The 15,862-nt window shown below is 37.7% G+C and carries 16 protein-coding genes; 12 read left to right on the plus strand and 4 right to left on the minus strand.

Going from position 1 to position 15,862, the window contains the following annotated elements:
- Positions 1–193: 193 nt before the first annotated feature.
- From E4K68_RS01920 to E4K68_RS01935, 5 genes are all read left to right on the plus strand, one after another.
- Entirely contained in the window at positions 194–757 is a 564-nt protein-coding gene (locus E4K68_RS01920) for a flavodoxin family protein (protein WP_135377046.1), read from the plus strand.
- A gap of 451 nt (positions 758–1,208) precedes the next feature.
- Positions 1,209–1,844, plus strand: a complete 636-nt coding sequence (locus E4K68_RS01925; protein WP_135377047.1) for a carbonic anhydrase — start codon at positions 1,209–1,211, stop codon at positions 1,842–1,844.
- A gap of 240 nt (positions 1,845–2,084) precedes the next feature.
- Positions 2,085–3,437 carry a nucleobase:cation symporter-2 family protein gene (locus tag E4K68_RS01930; protein WP_135377048.1) on the plus strand — a complete coding sequence of 451 codons (1,353 nt, stop codon included), beginning with the start codon at positions 2,085–2,087 and terminating at the stop codon, positions 3,435–3,437.
- Positions 3,438–3,780: 343 nt separating this feature from the next.
- Positions 3,781–3,957, plus strand: a complete 177-nt coding sequence (locus tag E4K68_RS20225; protein ID WP_158291351.1) for a hypothetical protein — start codon at positions 3,781–3,783, stop codon at positions 3,955–3,957.
- Between the two features lie 23 nt (positions 3,958–3,980).
- Complete coding sequence (locus E4K68_RS01935) at positions 3,981–5,570, plus strand: PAS domain-containing sensor histidine kinase (protein WP_135377049.1); 1,590 nt, start codon at positions 3,981–3,983, stop codon at positions 5,568–5,570.
- Between the two features lie 15 nt (positions 5,571–5,585).
- Here the strand turns inward: E4K68_RS01935 and E4K68_RS01940 are convergent, their stop codons facing one another.
- On the minus strand, positions 5,586–5,798 hold the full coding sequence (locus E4K68_RS01940) for a hypothetical protein (protein ID WP_135377050.1): 213 nt from the start codon (positions 5,796–5,798) through the stop codon (positions 5,586–5,588).
- A 935-nt stretch (positions 5,799–6,733) separates the two neighbouring features.
- Here E4K68_RS01940 and E4K68_RS01945 point away from each other — a divergent pair.
- Complete coding sequence (locus E4K68_RS01945) at positions 6,734–7,597, plus strand: hypothetical protein (protein ID WP_135377051.1); 864 nt, start codon at positions 6,734–6,736, stop codon at positions 7,595–7,597.
- A gap of 615 nt (positions 7,598–8,212) precedes the next feature.
- The gene (locus tag E4K68_RS01950; protein ID WP_135377052.1) at positions 8,213–8,392 is read left to right on the plus strand and encodes an aspartyl-phosphate phosphatase Spo0E family protein; all 180 of its coding nucleotides are present in this window, start codon (positions 8,213–8,215) and stop codon (positions 8,390–8,392) included.
- 57 nt (positions 8,393–8,449) lie between these two features.
- Here E4K68_RS01950 and E4K68_RS01955 read toward each other — a convergent pair whose 3' ends face one another.
- Complete coding sequence (locus E4K68_RS01955; RefSeq protein WP_135377053.1) at positions 8,450–9,049, minus strand: DUF4352 domain-containing protein; 600 nt, start codon at positions 9,047–9,049, stop codon at positions 8,450–8,452.
- A 497-nt stretch (positions 9,050–9,546) separates the two neighbouring features.
- A complete protein-coding gene (locus E4K68_RS01960) occupies positions 9,547–9,819 on the minus strand; it encodes a hypothetical protein (RefSeq protein WP_135377054.1) in 273 nt (90 codons plus the stop codon).
- A 506-nt stretch (positions 9,820–10,325) separates the two neighbouring features.
- Here E4K68_RS01960 and E4K68_RS20230 point away from each other — a divergent pair.
- The 5 genes from E4K68_RS20230 to E4K68_RS01980 all read left to right on the plus strand — a co-directional run bounded on the left by E4K68_RS20230 (position 10,326) and on the right by E4K68_RS01980 (position 14,729).
- Positions 10,326–10,499, plus strand: coding sequence for a hypothetical protein (locus E4K68_RS20230; RefSeq protein WP_158291352.1), 174 nt, complete (start codon positions 10,326–10,328; stop codon positions 10,497–10,499).
- A 317-nt stretch (positions 10,500–10,816) separates the two neighbouring features.
- Positions 10,817–12,754 carry an ATP-binding protein gene (locus tag E4K68_RS01965; protein ID WP_135377055.1) on the plus strand — a complete coding sequence of 646 codons (1,938 nt, stop codon included), beginning with the start codon at positions 10,817–10,819 and terminating at the stop codon, positions 12,752–12,754.
- 496 nt (positions 12,755–13,250) lie between these two features.
- Positions 13,251–13,718 (plus strand): hypothetical protein, encoded by a 468-nt coding sequence (locus tag E4K68_RS01970; RefSeq protein ID WP_135377056.1) that lies wholly within the window; start codon positions 13,251–13,253, stop codon positions 13,716–13,718.
- A 244-nt stretch (positions 13,719–13,962) separates the two neighbouring features.
- On the plus strand, positions 13,963–14,172 hold the full coding sequence (locus tag E4K68_RS01975; protein ID WP_135377057.1) for a DUF1657 domain-containing protein: 210 nt from the start codon (positions 13,963–13,965) through the stop codon (positions 14,170–14,172).
- Positions 14,173–14,516: 344 nt separating this feature from the next.
- On the plus strand, positions 14,517–14,729 hold the full coding sequence (locus tag E4K68_RS01980) for a DUF1657 domain-containing protein (protein WP_135377058.1): 213 nt from the start codon (positions 14,517–14,519) through the stop codon (positions 14,727–14,729).
- Positions 14,730–15,007: 278 nt separating this feature from the next.
- On the opposite strand, the gene E4K68_RS01985 is transcribed toward E4K68_RS01980, so the two are convergent.
- Positions 15,008–15,397 carry a nuclear transport factor 2 family protein gene (locus E4K68_RS01985; protein WP_135377059.1) on the minus strand — a complete coding sequence of 130 codons (390 nt, stop codon included), beginning with the start codon at positions 15,395–15,397 and terminating at the stop codon, positions 15,008–15,010.
- Between the last annotated feature and the right edge of the window lie 465 nt (positions 15,398–15,862).

Raw genomic sequence — 15,862 nt, forward strand, 5'->3', positions numbered from 1 at the left:
TAAGTGGCTCAATAATTATAACATATTAACGAAACACTTTAACGAAACACTATATAAATAGCAAAATCATTCCATAAATTGTCTATTATAATAATGGTAAGTAATTTGAAACCAAAGAATATACTTTTATAGATCTTCTCTTCCTGATAGAATGTAGAAGTATCTAAAACAAATGAGTAAAGGATTGAAATAAATGAATGTGATGATTTTTACATGTAGCCCCAATATTGACGGGTTAACTGCAGCTTGTGGTAATGCCGCCAAAATTGGAGCAGAAGAGGCTGGAGCAAAAGTGGTTATGGTGAACCTCAATCGGCAACGGATCGGTCGGTGCCTCGCCTGTAGCAACGGATGGGGAACTTGTCGTGAAGAACATGTGTGTCAAGTAAAAGATGATTTTCAAGAATTACATGCGTCAATAGCTAATATCGATGCCTTTGTGATGATAACTCCAGTTTATTGGGGAGAAATGAGTGAATCGGCTAAAGCATTTTCTGACCGGATTCGACGGTGTGAGGCCCTAAAAAAAGATCAATCTTTCTTCGAAGGAAAGCCAGTCATTTCGGTAGCTGCAGCGGGCGGTAGCGGCAATGGATTAACTACTTGCCTTACCTCTATGGAAAGATTCTTAACCCATGTTAAAGCTGAGAAGTTCGACTTCATAGGGATTACTCAAAAAAACCGAGTGTATAAACTTCATGCCATTCAGGAAGCTGCGAGAGCGATAGGGGGCCTTTCGCCTCGAAAAGGCGAGTAATAGTTAGAAACTTGACGGTATATTTGCTATTAAGTGAAAGAAAGCCAACAACAAGCCTTTAGGACTCGTCGTTGGCTTTTTTTCATATAAGATGAGTTATTTTGTTAATATGTTTGGCAAAAACCGTAACCGGCCATTAAACATTATTATGGATAATTATCTGTATTTTATGAAGGAATAGGTTACAGAATAGACAATGTTGTTAATCTTTGTGCATTCATGCACATTCCAAAGAAATGGTAATTGTTTTTCGATTACAAAATCTGTGTAATTATGACAATTAAGTTCAGATTGCATAAGTTTATGTATAGTATAAATTGATTATGGTCATATTGACTTCTAATAGTCCTAATGCTAATCTACATGTATTAAGGTAGCTGTTCATCAGTAATGAGTTTAACAAATTCATTGGGCCTGGAGCACCGAAAACAATTTATGGGAGGGTTGACTGATGGACAATTTAGTGGCAGGACTCATTAAATTTAGAACACAAGATTATGAAGAACATAAAAATCTATTTTGTAGATTGAAAAGACGACAAGAACCACATACATTATTCATCGCATGTTCTGATTCACGTGTTGTACCAGAATTAATTACGAAATCGTTACCAGGGGAATTGTTCGTCGTTAGAAATATTGCCAATATCGTACCAATGTATGGAATAGCACATGAACATATAGATGCAACTTCAGCGACTACTGCAGCCATTGAATACGCAGTAAAGGTTTTAAAAGTAAAAAATATAATTATTTGCGGTCACTCTAATTGTGGAGGTTGTTCATCGATCTATTTACCCCATGAAGTTCTTGATGAAATTCCCTCTGTGAAGAAATGGTTAGAACTAGCCGAGAATGTTAAAACAAGGGTTATGCAAGAACTGAAAGTCAACGATTTGGAAATGAGAGAATGGCTTACAGAACAAGTGAATATCGTTGAGCAGATAAAACATTTGTTAACTTATCCCTTTATTGAAGAAAAGTATAACAATAAAGAGATTGATATTATGGGTATGTATTACACAATTGAAACTGGAGAAGTGTTCATTTACAACGCCCAAAAAGGAGTATTTCAGTTAGCAAATTAAAATCGGTGGATAGATTAGCAACGAATAATAAGATAGTAAAGCCATCACTTAAACGGTGATGGCTTTTAGTTTTTGCTGAATACCAATATTTGCATAGAATCTATCAGATATTAGCAATTGAATACATAATATGAACCCTTAAATCAAATATTAAACAAGGTTGCGGGACAACGATTAAATGGAGGTGACAAGCGTTCACTAGATTATAAAGCTACATTGAAATACTAAGGAGGAAAGTAAATGGCTAATACAAAACATACAGTTGCACCGGTCGATGAGATGATGCCTGCCGGAAAACTCTTCATTTATGGATTACAACATGTTTTGGCAATGTATGCTGGAGCGGTTGCAGTGCCTCTAATTATTGCGGGAGCAGCCGGTCTCTCGAAATCACAAACAGCTTTTCTAATTAATGCTGACTTATTTACCTGTGGTCTGGCGACATTACTCCAAACTCTCGGTCTTTGGAAAATTGGTATTAAGATACCCGTTATTCAAGGGGTCACTTTTGCCGCGGTAACACCCATGATCATGATTGCCAAGACGGGTGGTATGCCCACGATTTTTGGATCGGTTATTGTGGCAGGATTGGTTACGTTCTTGTTAGCTCCTTTCTTTAGTAAATTGGTGCGTTTTTTTCCACCTATTGTTACGGGCAGTGTTATCACAGTTATCGGTATTTCTCTCTTGCCAGTTGGTATTGCCTGGGCAGCGGGAGGCGTGGGGAATAAGAACTATGGTTCTTTAACATTCCTAGCGGTTGCAGGGATTGTGCTTTTAACCATTCTCTGTATTAATAAATATTTTGAGGGTTTTGTCGCTCATATTTCAGTTTTGATCGGTTTAGGCGTTGGCCTTATTATTGCTATACCCCTAGGGCTTGTAAATTTTGCAGGAGTTGCGACAGCCTCATGGATTGGCTTTGATATCCCATTCTCCTTCGGAATTCCTATATTTGATGTCGGTGCGATTGCCGCCATGATTATAGTTATGTTGGTGGTTATGGTTGAGTCTACTGGCGATTTTTTGGCCATTGGTGTGATGGTAGAGAAAAAGATCGGCGAGAGAGAGCTTACGGCAGGATTACGAGCGGATGGTATAGCAACAATGCTTGGAGGAGTATTTAATGCCTTTCCCTATACGGCGTTTGCACAGAATGTTGGTCTTGTCGGACTAACCGGTGTCAAGAGTCGATTTGTTGTCGCGACATCCGGTTTGATCCTTGTTGTTATGGGCTTTTTCCCAAAATTGGCTACGATTATTGCCTCCTTACCGAACGCTGTGCTTGGCGGTGCAGGGATTGCAATGTTCGGAATTGTTGCAGCAAGCGGGATTAGGACGCTCGGTAGTGTGGACTTCGAGAAGAACCCGAACAACATTTTTATTGTCGCGATAAGTATTGGGATGGGTGTAATTCCAGTAGTAGATGCAAATTTCTTTCAACTCTTTCCTAACTGGAGCCAGACAATACTACACAGTGGAATCACCCTTGGTTCACTTACGGCCATTATCCTCAATGCTTTCTTTAATGGTAGTAAAGGGGCGGGTGAGGTTCAAAAGGAACTAGCCGCTAATGCCGGAATAAAGGGGTAAATTTAAAAAAGACCCTCAGTGAATCAACAAAATATTATGAAGTACGATGGTTCAGATCCATAAGCAGCGGTTTTCTTAAAAGAAACCGCTGCTTATTAGTGTGCCTAAATAATGGCTGCATTTAGATTATTGTCGATTGCGAGGGAAAGATCAAATATTCCAAACAAATATTAATGGAAATACGTTATAATATAGAGAAATGCGCAATATATTATGGAGGATTGAATGAATTAGGGAAACAGCTTGATCTGGAATTAAAGACCGTGGACTTCATTATAAGAGGAGTTATAAGAATATTAATAGAAAGATAATACACCATCAAAAAGCTGGAAGCAGGTGCGAAATGTTTATTCAAAATGAACTTTCATCTTCGAGTGAGAGAGGTAGACAAATTACTTTGTCAGAGGGATTTGAAAAGTTTAAAGATGTTTTTGATAATTCCTCTGACATAGTTAAGATAGTTGCCTTTGATGGTCGAATCCAATATATAAACGCTGAATTGCCAACATATCTGGGATAAATAAAGATAGCCTCTTAGACCAAATGGCACAAAACATTATCCAAGAATATGTTCATCCTAATGATAAACATATAACCCTCCAAGAAATCAGCACTGTGACAAAAGGACAATGTTTTAGTAGGTTTGAGAACCGTTATCGCATACATGACGGGTCTTATATAAGGCTATCTTGGATGCTTATCCCATTTGCGAATAATAAATTGTATTATGCAGTTGGTCGTGAGACAAACAAAGAGAAAATTTTAAAAGAAAAGCAAAAGAGATCATCTTTAATGATCGAAAGTGTATACGATAATATTTCCGATTGCTTTTATACCTTAGACGATCAATGGAGATTTATCTATGTTAATAAGTCTGCTGCGATTGCTTTTTCTAAGGTTACAGACCAAAATGTTATCGGGAAAAATTACTGGGATATATTTCCGGGAAAAGATGATTTCTTCTTTTTGAAGTTGTTAGAAGCTTCACTTTCGCAAAAACATGTGCAATTCGAAGCCGTGTCTATTTTCACACAGGGGTGGGTGAAGGTAAACGTTTATCCGTCCTCCGAATGTGTTTCAGTTTATTTTCGAGATATTTCTGAACAGAAGAAATATGAGAAATCTTTAGAAGCTGAGCGAAACCGCCTTTATGCTTTGATTAACGGATTACCGGGATTGGTCTATCTTCGGACAGGCGAAGGGAATGTTATTTTTGCAAATCATAATTTTATAGAGGCTCATGGTGAACCAGATAATCAAAAGTGTTACTCGATACTTTTTAATAAGGATGCACCTTGTAGTCATTGTCAAACTCAATTAACTTCAAAAACAGACATGTTAAATCAATGGCAGTGTGTCGTTAAGGATACTATTTATGAAGTGTTTGAGCACTCTTTTTATGATTCGGATGGCACACGGTTATTTCTGATGCAACTACTTGATGTTACCAAAAGAACAATAGCCGAAGAGGAAATAGCACGATTAGACCGATTAAATCTTGTAGGTGAATTGGCGGCTAGTATCGCACATGAAGTACGTAACCCGATGACCACAGTACGAGGTTTCTTACAGATCTTAAAAAGTAGAAATACTTCACACGAAAACGAGGACTATTTTGACTTGATGATCAGTGAATTAGACCGGGCTAACAGTATTCTTACTGAGTTCTTATCACTTTCAAAAACAAAAACAGGATTATATTCGGACGTAAGACTTAACAAATTAGTTAAATCATTGTATCCGTTGATACTATCAGATGCATTGAACCAAGATAAGCAAGTGTTGTTGGTAGTTGATGAAGTCGCTGAATTGACCATGATAGAGAGAGAAATTAGACAATTGATTCTGAACCTTACAAGAAATGGATTAGAAGCGATGTCTTCTGGGGGTATACTCAAAATAATGACCTATATGGAGTCAAACAGTATAGTCCTTGCTGTACAGGATCAAGGTACAGGTATTAGCAATGATCTTATTGCAAGAATAGGAACGCCTTTTTTGACAACCAAGGAAAGCGGTACTGGTTTGGGATTGGCAACGTGTTACAATATTGCTGAACGACATAATGCAAAGATCGATGTAGAATCTTCCCCTTCGGGTACGACTTTTTATGTTAGATTTAATATACATTAGGAAAAAGAAGAACGCTTATTCAGCGTCCTTCTTGAACGTTTGTTCTTCATTATTCTTCCAAAACGCGCCATCGGGCCCTAAAGCCTCGGTGCTAAGTATTACCATTTCCCCTTCACGGAGTGCAGTGTCAAAGAATTGTTCGATGGTAATATCTAATTTCGTGCATACATAATTAAGACGTTTACGTTCTTCATCTGAGACTGGGATAACAAGATATTGCGTCTTCAAAAAATCACCTCTAAAACATTAGATTCGCTTTAACTATTAAAAAACCTTCTGGAATTCGAAGATAATTTGATTAGATTTCTTTTTTGTTGACACTCTTCAAGAAAAGAGTAAGGCCTTAGCAATTAATTGCTAGGGCCTTCTTGCATTTTAATTAGTTCACAATACTTACTACTCTTAAAACACTTTGGGCAAATCATGCAGCTCTCATCTTTCAATTGCATTTCTCTCAGTGTAAACCGTAGATAAGTCAGTCCTTCAAAGCTTGCAATTGCACCCCATTTGCTAACGTGGGATGATTCGGTACAGACGGGACATTTGAGGGAGATCATGTTAAGAGTACAAAAGTCAATCATAGTAATCCTCCGTTCAATCGATTTCGTGAATTTTGGTTTATTATGGGATATTTCCATAAAGAGAAGTAATGTTATTGACGGCTTCCTATTACATAGAATATTCAGAATTATGTAAAAAAGTGCAAAAAGTAGTTGGTGATCCTTTCTTTTTTTGATCCCTATGTTTAGATCAAGCCGGGCTTTGGGCGATCGAGAATTCAGACCGCTTATCCTTGCTGCTTATACATGGAGGGGGCGACCTTAACTCGGTTTAAGCAGAACTCGTGATCACCGGAAATCAACCAAAGAATGAGTATAATACGGTAGAAGTGGTATTTGGTAGAAAATAGGTAGATTTACATATTCCACAAAAATCGCTTGCCGTACTCATTTGGCTGGAGCGCTTCTTGATTCCCATCAATAACCTAATGAATGAATTCCTCAAATAAGCTATGATATTTGAGAATAACTATGTCTTGCTTGAATGAAAATATAAACGAATTGCTATATATTTCATCGATGAAAGATTACCACTTCTAAATGTTACCCGCTCATGTAGTAAAGGATGTGTAAGAAAGCGTCCAGTAAGGGAGTAGTAAAACTTTGAAAAACCGAAATCTCCTATTTGTGTCACTGTTAATAGTTCTCGTATTGAATATTTCGGGATGCGCCCAAACTTCCCCATCCAAGGCCACTCAGGCGAAAACCGATGAGGTAATTGCCAATGAAAAGGCTTACCAACAGTTAGTAAAGGAGATCGAGACAACTGATTGGGGCAAGGCCGAGCCAAAAGAGTGGGAAGATGTCCAAAATTCAATAAACGAATTAATAACTTACAGGGATACTCCGATGATCGCTCGATACATTAGTTACCTCAAATATCTCAAAGAAAACAAAGTTGACAATGCCATTGGAGTGGCTAATAATATACCAGCTGACTACTTTGGTGATTTGAAAGACGAGATTAAGAAGATTAAATCAGAAGCAAAAACTCTTGCAAAAGCTCAAGACATGAAATACTACGAGGAGCTTATTCGCAGAGGAGACTATGAAACCTTACGGGCGAAAACAGTTGAGAAAGTTTCCCTGGATGCAGACTATAATGCTATATATAGCTTCCTTAGCGCATTAGAGTATCAAAAAAAGGGTATTCGGACTGCAATGATAGTTAGCCTTTCTCATATTTCTATGCCTTATAATGGCCTACTTTCAGAAGAAATAACAAAAATGGTCAATCAAAATGCAGACGAAGTTACACATATGCGCAACCTATTGAGCGGAAAAACGTCGACGGGTAAGCCTAAACCTTATATTGGAATGACGACAAACGAAGTATTAGCATCGTCTTGGGGTTCACCGGATGGAATTATTACTACTATGACGATAGCTGGAAAACAGGAACAGTGGGAATATGCTGCGGATAAAGTTATTTTTATTGAAAATGGATTTGTAACAGCTATTGTTTAATGAGAGGTTGGTCCCCTTCATACCCACTCGCGTATTTTAGGGCCAGGTGCCCTTGATTATCCCTTAGACAAAACCTTAGTCTTTGATAAGAGGAGAAATCTAGGACGACAACAAAATGTAGATGATTAGAAAACCATGCATAAATCAATATTGCCAGTAGCGTAGACACAATAAGAAGTGTTCATTCCATAAAAAGAATGAGCACTTCTTATTTCTTGAGAAAATTAAGTCATAGCGATCTTTTATTATATCGTTTAAATTCTTGATAAATTCTTGATATAATCATCCTTAAATATCCACAATTCTATTGTATTCTAATAGCAGAAGATCTTACTTAGATAGAAAAAACTACATGAAAAAGATGAAGAACCGTCCTTGCTGTGGGGCGGTTTTTCAGTATAATTTTTTGCCGAAGATGTGGCAAAGGAAGGAGCGCCTATGTGCTCTCCTTCCTTTGCTACATAATAAAACGAATCCGGGGCAGAATAACTCATCAAACTCTCGTCCTACCATTTGGTTCTCATCGGAAACGGTTGGGAGCCCTTTTTTGTACACCAAGTGGTATTTAAGTAATATACGGGCATACTAATTCCCAAATAATTGGAGGGATAATGTATGTCTGAACTCGAAGGACTAATAAAACAAATCGAAGGATTGCGCTTAAGCATGATCAAGGTAAAAGAGGGTAAATCTCATACGGATTCAGAAGTCGTTGCTGCGTGCCAAGAGTTAGATGCTGCTTTAGACAGGTACCAAGGAATACTGATGAGAATGAAAAAGTCGGGTAAGTTTTGAGGAAGAAAAAAGCCCCGCATTTGCTTGCTGTATGCCGTTCCGGACTGCCACTTTTAATTACTTCAATTTGAAGAACAAGACGTCATTTTTGTAAATGATAATTAGAGCATAATTGGCGTTTGACGGGACTTCGAATACGGCCGTAAATTCATTCTTTAGGTTAGGGTTCATATCATCGAAAAGAAAAACTGCAGGCTTTCTGTCATATATTTCCAAGGTACTATTCATACTAATTGACACATCAGAGTTCAAATCATAAGAAATTTTCTTGTCTTGATCTAACAATTTTAACTTAAAATCCTTTAGATCCGCCGGGATATTTCTCTTATTTACAACTTCCATCTTTATAATCTCATAGTTGTTAGGCGTGGTGGAGATGCTTTTTGTGGGCGTTTTTGCTTCCTTGGTATTCTCTAAGCTTAGAACTTTAAAATCAAATTGTCCAAGCTCAGATACCTGACCGAAATCAACTTGTTTAATTTCCTGAGTAATTGCTGGTACACCGACGGGGTTAGATAAAGACACTGAACTGGGAGAACCTTTACCTGGAATTACTCTATCCATATTATTGATAGCTGAGGTATTCCCCATGGACCAGCCGATAGCATAAACCATTACGAACGCGACTCCGAGGGCGAAAATTTTCTTTTTGCTCATCAATTATCTCCCTTTTTAAATTTTATGGATAAAAAACCTCTTAGACTTTCAACGCATTAAAAGAATTTCCTGCCGCCCGTCATTCTTAATGGTTATTCGACTATTTGCAAACATAAAATGGATTATAGCATGATAAAAAAACTAGGGCCCAACAGCTTTCGCTAGGGCCATTTTGTATTTTGTTGAAATTCATCGTTCAGCAGTGTGCTCCATGATGGCAAGGATAGCTCCCATTTTAGGGTTAGATTCAAGCCAGAATAATCCTGTGTCTCTACGGGGTTGTTGGTTGCGTAAGGGTATAGATACACTGGTTGCCTATTGGATGCGCTTACTTGGAGAGGATTAGCGATTGTAATCATCCAGATGGAATCAGTACGTTTTATCATGGAATAGGCCCGGCTGCGATGAGTCTGGTGGCCGTGTGATCAAGGTAAGTCGATGCAAGATGTGCGTGAAATGGGAGCTAGTTTCTTATGTATATGTGTGAAATTATTCTTTTAGTCACACCCACCGCCGCCTCCATCACAGCCTCCGGAATGACAAGATCCTGAATCTCCATGAGAGAAATCTGAACTCGTACTATGATCAGCATGCCCGTGGTGGTGGCAATGATGATTATTATTGTCATTGTCACCAAAATAAACAAAGTCAGATGCGTTCGTTGTATTGTTGTTTATATGTGAGTTTGCTCTACGTCGGCCTGAGTTGATAACGGCAATAAACATGACAAACACAATTCCTCCGAAAAAGATCATAAATGTATTATCCATATCGTTTCATCCTTTCTCTAAGTGGTTTGTTAATATTGGTTTTATTCTACGAAGGTTAAGAGAAGACCTGTTTTCAAGTCAGTAAAGGAAGGAGATAAGGGGCTTGGATACACCTGAAGTCGTGACTTGTGGGAAAGATAAAACGCGAGAAGCTGATATGGTACCAGAGAACGGTGCTCGGATTTTTACATACACGCAAGATAAACTACGACTGAAATCCTGACAGTATCGCTTAAAAAGAATTCCTAAGCAATACTGCGCAGATTAGCCTGAGCCCTGGACGCTCCATCGGGAATACAAGTGACCAAACAGGGGATGTGGCGACGAGAGCCACGCTTTTGGACGGTCCTTATCTTAATGTTCGTTAGCATCTCCCCAAGCCTTGTCCAGCTAAACTGCACCAGCAATGCCAAGAGGGTTGAGGGCTAATCAACGGATTCATCTATTCACTTGTCTAGTTCTTATGAATCTTGTATTATATGGAATAATGAAGGAGTGAGGTTGAAATGAATTCTTCAAATAATGCGGATGGACCAGATATTAGCAAGCTTAAAGCCAAAGTGTTAGAATTAGAACTTGAGTTGACAGCCATTGAGACAGGGTGGTTACTCCGAAGAAAGTTACGCAAGAAACTGAAAGAAGTTCAGGCTGAAATCGATGGTATAGAAAGAAAGTTGTAATAAGGTTTTGACAACAAGATAGTTCAACATTATAAACTTGGAGCTCAATGAGGAGCTCTTTTCTTTTGGGTAAAAAGAGGGGGTCTTTTAGTTCTCTGAGAGGTTGGTTTTATGTTAGCATTAGCTTTGGGAGATTCAGATTTCTAAATGTATGCCGCGATCTATCGCCAAGACATTCTACATGATTCTAGGGAAAAATAGATTAAAGCCCGCCCGTTTTGTATTAATTCTTTTGACATACCAAATACGACAAATTTCTTTAAGGCTTTGAAGTACACTTGAAAGTAATGTATATAGTTATCAAGGAGGTAGCAATTTTGTACCATGATTTTGTAATTAATGTCATAGAGGTCCTACTTCTCTGTGGCTTTGTTATATGGATAAACTTGTCTCTCAATAAAAAATATTCTCGTTACATATTAGGTGTGATGTTCGGTCTTATCACTGTCTTTGTAATAAGCGAGAGAATCATGATTGTTGGAGATCGTTATTTCGATTTTCGACATATTACCATGACAATGGCAGGTTTTATAGGCGGTCCAGTTACTGCTGTAATAGCTGCTTTGATTAGTTCTCTATATCGGTATTATTTTAGTGGTAATGGATCGATGGGCGGAATCACGAACATTATCGTTTTTGCGTGTTTTGGAATCATCTTGGGTCGAAATTTGAGAAGTAGTCAAAATGGAAAGAAAGTATGGTTTTGGTTTATCATCGGCATTTGCATGGCTTGTATTTTGCTCTTCATAATTTCATTTTTCGACATATTAAACAATAGCTCATTAATGGTCCTTAGAATTGTTGCTATTCCTTTTTTCATCCTCACTCCCTTGGCAACGACCATAATATTTAACTTCTATTTCTGGATCTATAATTTCTGCGGTAAAGCGTCAATTCTGAATACCATAATTAATGACAGTCCAATAAACTTAATAATTTTTAATGCCTACGAGCCAATTCTTGTCAGTAAAACTCTAAGAAAACAACCACTAGTCTGCCAAAATATCGAAAGTTTATTTCCTTTACAAGACACCGATAAAACATGGATTACTACTACAAAACAACAACGAAAAGAAATAGAAACAGAAGACGAGAGGCAATTGGTCGCTGACTTGGCTAGTTTTCAGATGCCTAATGGCGAATATGCTTGTGTCGCAATTGTGAATGATATAACTGATCGGAAAAGGGAACAGGAGAAGCTTAAAGTAGCAAAAGAAAGATTTGCCAAGGTTTTTCAGTTCGCTCCTCATATGATGACTATTATTAGAAAATCTGACTATAGATACGTGGACGTAAACCGTCGTTTCCTTGAAGAGAGGGGGTTTGAATATGAAGAGGTAATTGGTAAAACACCGACTGAAATTGGTATGTCCGATCGAGAGTTTAAAATGATTAGTGAGATTTTTAAGGAAAAAGGATCAGTACAGAACATTGAATGTTCGCTAGTTACAAAACATGGTTCAGAAGGTACAGCAATTATTTCTGCTGAAAAGATTCAGATAAACGATCAAGAATGTGTATTAATTGCGACTAATAACATTACTGAAATGAAACGAATGCAAACGGAAATTGCTAGACTTGATCGGCTCAATCTTGTGGGGCAATTGTCTGCAGGAATTGCTCACGAAATTAGAAATCCGATGACTACGGTGCGTGGTTATCTCCAACTATTGGGCAGAAAACCTGATTATTTAGCTCAGAAATCTACCTTCGAGCTAATGATTTCAGAACTAGATCGTGCAAACGCGATTATTACAGAATTTCTCTCACTGGCTCAATTAAAACAAACTGAACTCAAATATCAAAATCTTAACGACATTCTTGATAATTTGTATCCTCTTTTAGAAGCTGATTCTTATACCCAAAATAAACAAATTTCCTTCATCCAAGGAGTGATTCCTAATCTAAAACTAAATAGTAATGAAATCTCTCAAATGATTCTTAATTTAGTCCGCAATGGTCTGGAATCTATGGAGGAAAGAGGATCACTGACCATCAAAAGCTGTGTAGAGGGTGATGAGGTAGTTCTATCAATTGAGGATGAGGGATGCGGTATTCCAAAAGAAAACCTTAACAAGTTAGGAACGCCATTCTTCACGACCAAAGACTTTGGGACTGGCTTGGGGTTGGCAACATCATACAAAATTGCAGAGTCTCATAACGCAAAGATTCATATCAATTCTAGTTCGAGTGGGACAACATTTTGTATACTATTTCCGATACCTGAGCAGGAACAGGGTGAAATGATTGCATAATTGGTTGTCGTTCCCACTTATGGTATGCTTTTTCATAGGCAGAGAGTTTGTTGGCGCAAAGTCCTATACTGACACTAAGGTGGATACACTTGTGGATTCCTCACCAGGCACGTTGGGCACACTCAAGGAGTTGGCTGCCCCCCTTGATCTTATCCAATGCAACCTCAGCCAACAAATAGTCTAAAACAAGCTAGGAATCTTTGATTCCCACACAGATACATTAACTGGGCGAAATGCTCAGAGGATCCATACGCTTGCTCGTTGGGGTATCGATCGATGAATTGAGTGGAATACGCTAGGGTCCTTACTATTATAATAGGGGCAAGCCTTTTATAGATTAAAAGGCTTGCCCCTATTATGCAAGAAGATATAGATTATTTTGTGTTTTATTGATAGTATTATTCATTAAGCAATACATAATCCGTGCAACCAACTTCAGGGTAATCATTTTGAGAAAGGTTTTGGTTTTAGGGTGAGCTTATACAGTGAACATGATTTGGAAAAGAGAATTTTAGAAAAATCAGCAATTGATTTGTTTATAAGCTGCTTTAAGGAAACATACGGGATGGGATATAGACTTGTTTTACAACAAGAGCGACCAGATGCGATTGTCGTAGATGAAAGCGGGAGAAGATTAGGGATTGAAGTAACGTATCTATTTTATGATGTGACCGAAGCCAAAATGCTTCTTGGTAGATCTGAACAACAAATGCACGGACTAGAGAATTTTGATTGTTACATAAAGGTATTGAATTCATTATTAGAAAAGAAATCTATAGCAGGACGAGGTTATTCAACCGAATATCCATGCTCGCTTTTAATTCGGAATTCTTCACCGATATGGGCTAAAGAGGATTTCTGCGGGGCTATTTCTAGGATAAAGGTTCCAATAAATCAATATAAGAATATATGGTTACTTACTAGAGATAGATTTTCGGCTTGGGGTTTAATTCGACTAGAATAGGTATAGCCTGGGTTGCGTGGAGCAAAATGGAAAATAACTTTTGCTAATTTGTTTGTTGATGTAATATAATTTTTATCCTTATTCATATTAAGTTTGACATGATACATGCAAGTGAGTTTTTTAGTTCTAGATTCAATTTGTTATACGGAAAGTCAATAGACAAAACATGCCAGCTTATGGACTCAGCTTGTATAGAAAAAAGAACGATGTACATATTAATATCAAACAGTTAGGAGGAATTAATTTGACAGTTCAAGCAGACATGGAAAAAGCAGTAGCCGCTGCACAATCGGCACTTGGAACCTACGAAGCTTTTTCAACCTCAACCCTAGACGAGTCCGCTAAACAAATGTTTAAGGAAATGTCCAGTGATATGGAACGTCATGTTGGGCAACTGAGAGGACGGTTAAATTACGTAACTCAGAATAACGCTATGAATAAGCCTTTAAGCTAGAACACATCTAAAAACTGGGCCTCAAATGATAGAGTAGGAGTAAGGCCTCGTCGTAATGCGGGGTCTTACTCTGTTTTATATTACGACAAAACATTACCTTTTTTACGGTTGCCGTTATCGTTTCCCTAGACTAGAATAACCAAGCGTGCAATGCAATTCTAGTATGAAACGAGGTTTTCTTGAGTGAAACTCACACCTCCTTATACAAAATGGTTTCTCGGTCTGCAACAATCATCTACATTACCACCACCGAATGCCATTTGTGTTTCAGGAATATCTTACCTACATAAGAGTAGACGTTTTATTTCATACTACTTTTTGTACACATCAAAGGAGGGTATTATATGACCGTTCAACAAGATTTACAGAAAGCAGTTGCTGCTGCTCAATCTGCGTTGGGGACCTATGCTACATTTGCAGAATCCACACAAGACCAATCCGCTAAACAAATGTTTAAGGACATGACAGGGGATATGTACAAACATGTGGCGATGTTAAATAGTCGAATAGGGTATGTAACGGAAAATAACGGCTTGAACCAAAAAGATCAAGCCTAAAACTACTTAGAATAGTCTAGGGTATAAAAGACAAAAACCAAAAAATCATTAGTCCAAATATCCATTTAGATACCGAAAAAGCAGTTCACTGTAAGAGGCTGCTTTTTCGTGTCTGAAGGACTGGGTTCAGTTCAAAGTAAGGGATTGCATTTTGGAGTTGAAAATCAAAAGTAGGATAATGGGAAGCTGGTTCCCAACTCTAAGATTGTTGCACAAAATAAGAACGTTGCGACATAACTTTAAATACTGATTATGCTCATACTCAATAGCTTTAATGTCTACTTATTGATTAAATCTGTACCGTATGAGTTATCGATTGCACAAAGCCATTCACCGTATGAATTTTTCTTAAATACATATGTTGCCTTTCTATCCATAGAATATTCGGAATCCTTTTTATCGGCAGCAAGTAGGGTTTGGGAAATAACTAACGCAGTGTCTCCAGCTTCTAAAATAATCATTTCTCCCTGTGTTGGGACAACACTGTTATTGAAATATTTTGCAATTGCAATAAATGCTTTTTTGATTTCCTCTTTACCTCGTGCAATCATTCCAGGCTTTACAACCAGAATTGCATCATCAGTATAATAATTCACCAGGGTATTAAAATCTTCCTGCTTTATCGCAAGATCACACTTTTTGATAAACTCTTTTAATTCGTGTTCCATATATTCCTCATATTCCTCCCAAAATTAACTTTTGTCGCGCTAAATCCTACGAATGCGTCACAATGTTAATTATACCACATGAAAAAAATCCAATTACTCTACTATTGTCGCATTCGTAGGATAAAGTGAACAATTAGTACATGAACGGAGCATTAAAATGATAAAGACAAATGACGCTAAAGAAGTTATAGACATTCGCGCCTTTTTCCTTAAACTACCATTATTATCAAAATATGTAACGATAACGTCTTCGCATTATCCACATGAACAAATATAAGCTAGAACTATAAAAGTCTTGGCTTATATTTGATATAAAAAGCATCCTTGGTAAGCCTAAGTGGCATCTAAGATGCTTTTCTCATCGGTCTTCAAGTAATAGTTTCTTGTGGGAAGATTCTTCGCTTGGCTCAGAATGACACGTCAGCTTTTTCCTATTCATTAAGAATGAGGAGAAAACTATAAATC

It is taken from the genome of Desulfosporosinus sp. Sb-LF (assembly GCF_004766055.1).
Taxonomy (GTDB): Bacteria; Bacillota; Desulfitobacteriia; order Desulfitobacteriales; family Desulfitobacteriaceae; genus Desulfosporosinus.

What these genes read in the sequence shown, in the direction of transcription:
- E4K68_RS01920 (WP_135377046.1), top strand. Translation starts at nt 194, where the DNA reads ATGAATGTGATGATTTTTACATGTAGCCCCAATATTGACGGGTTAACT.
- E4K68_RS01935 (WP_135377049.1), top strand. Translation starts at nt 3,981, where the DNA reads ATGGCACAAAACATTATCCAAGAATATGTTCATCCTAATGATAAACAT.
- E4K68_RS01925 (WP_135377047.1), top strand. Translation starts at nt 1,209, where the DNA reads ATGGACAATTTAGTGGCAGGACTCATTAAATTTAGAACACAAGATTAT.
- E4K68_RS01960 (WP_135377054.1), bottom strand. Translation starts at nt 9,819, where the DNA reads ATGGATAATACATTTATGATCTTTTTCGGAGGAATTGTGTTTGTCATG.
- E4K68_RS20230 (WP_158291352.1), top strand. Translation starts at nt 10,326, where the DNA reads ATGAATTCTTCAAATAATGCGGATGGACCAGATATTAGCAAGCTTAAA.
- E4K68_RS01955 (WP_135377053.1), bottom strand. Translation starts at nt 9,049, where the DNA reads ATGAGCAAAAAGAAAATTTTCGCCCTCGGAGTCGCGTTCGTAATGGTT.
- E4K68_RS20225 (WP_158291351.1), top strand. Translation starts at nt 3,781, where the DNA reads ATGTTTATTCAAAATGAACTTTCATCTTCGAGTGAGAGAGGTAGACAA.
- E4K68_RS01985 (WP_135377059.1), bottom strand. Translation starts at nt 15,397, where the DNA reads ATGGAACACGAATTAAAAGAGTTTATCAAAAAGTGTGATCTTGCGATA.
- E4K68_RS01930 (WP_135377048.1), top strand. Translation starts at nt 2,085, where the DNA reads ATGGCTAATACAAAACATACAGTTGCACCGGTCGATGAGATGATGCCT.
- E4K68_RS01950 (WP_135377052.1), top strand. Translation starts at nt 8,213, where the DNA reads ATGTCTGAACTCGAAGGACTAATAAAACAAATCGAAGGATTGCGCTTA.
- E4K68_RS01980 (WP_135377058.1), top strand. Translation starts at nt 14,517, where the DNA reads ATGACCGTTCAACAAGATTTACAGAAAGCAGTTGCTGCTGCTCAATCT.